This window comes from Synechococcus sp. 'PEA 65AY6A-5F PE A' (assembly GCF_047462575.1).
Taxonomy (GTDB): Bacteria; Cyanobacteriota; Cyanobacteriia; order Thermostichales; family Thermostichaceae; genus Thermostichus.
Window position 1 is genome coordinate 1 of sequence record NZ_JAOALE010000084.1, and the last position, 864, is coordinate 864.

At 46.1% G+C, this 864-nt stretch carries 1 protein-coding gene; it reads right to left on the reverse strand.

Translation table 11 applies throughout. From position 1 onward, the window contains the following. Window positions 1-864 (reverse strand): IS630-like element ISSoc15 family transposase gene (locus tag GG26_RS13645; RefSeq protein ID WP_414391186.1). Its coding sequence is split into 2 segments (ribosomal slippage), with 865 coding nucleotides annotated over them: window positions 1-550 and window positions 550-864; the frame shifts between segments, so codons are not numbered across the junction. This gene is flagged as partial in the annotation.

Sequence of the window (864 nt, forward strand, 5' to 3'; positions counted from 1 at the left end):
AGTAAAGAAGTCTTCACTATCTGCTCCATGCTATATTTCCCAATTCTGCAAAGCTGCCGAATAAAATGCTTCAATACCGACCACATCATCTCAATGGGATTCAACTCCGGCGCATACACAGGCAGGTATAGGATTCGTGCTCCTGTCCCCCTAATCAATTCCTCAACTTCCCGACTCTTGTGGATATTCAAATTGTCCATAATCACAACCTTCCTCGCATCTAGCTTCGGACATAGCTCGCTTCTCAAAAACTCCAAAAAGTCTCCTTTCTTCATCCCACCCTTGATGACACGACAGCCAACTACACCTCTCAAGGAAATAGCTCCAATAACCGTATACTTTTCACCCTTGTATCTCTGACGATAATGATAAGCCCTTTGACCACGTAAACTCCGAGATACTCTCCGCTCCATTCCCTCCCAGACTCCCGTCTGGTCGATGGCAATCAAATCCTCCGCTGGAATATTCCTGACTTCTTGACTATAAGCTAGTCGTTCCCTTTGCACCTCCTCTTCTTTGACTTTTGCACTGCGGTAGGTCTTTTTTTTAGAGTCATTCCTTGCTTTTTCAAGAAATTATGTATCGTGACGATGCTTACATTGATTCCTAAGCGCTCGCGCAACAGTTCTTGATACTGCCACAGGTAGAAGTCTGGGTGTTCTGTAATAATTGCGATCACTTCCTGCCGATGTTGTTCCAAAATGCCCACTCGCTTGGTGCCTGCTTTCTTAGGGGCTAAATCTTGAGTTTGTTGGTACTGACGCACCCAGCGGTGTACTGTTCTTTTGGTAACCATGAAGCGTTTAGCTACCTGGCGGATGGAGGTGTTACCTGCCTGGTAGGCTGCTACAACTCTTTGCCGCA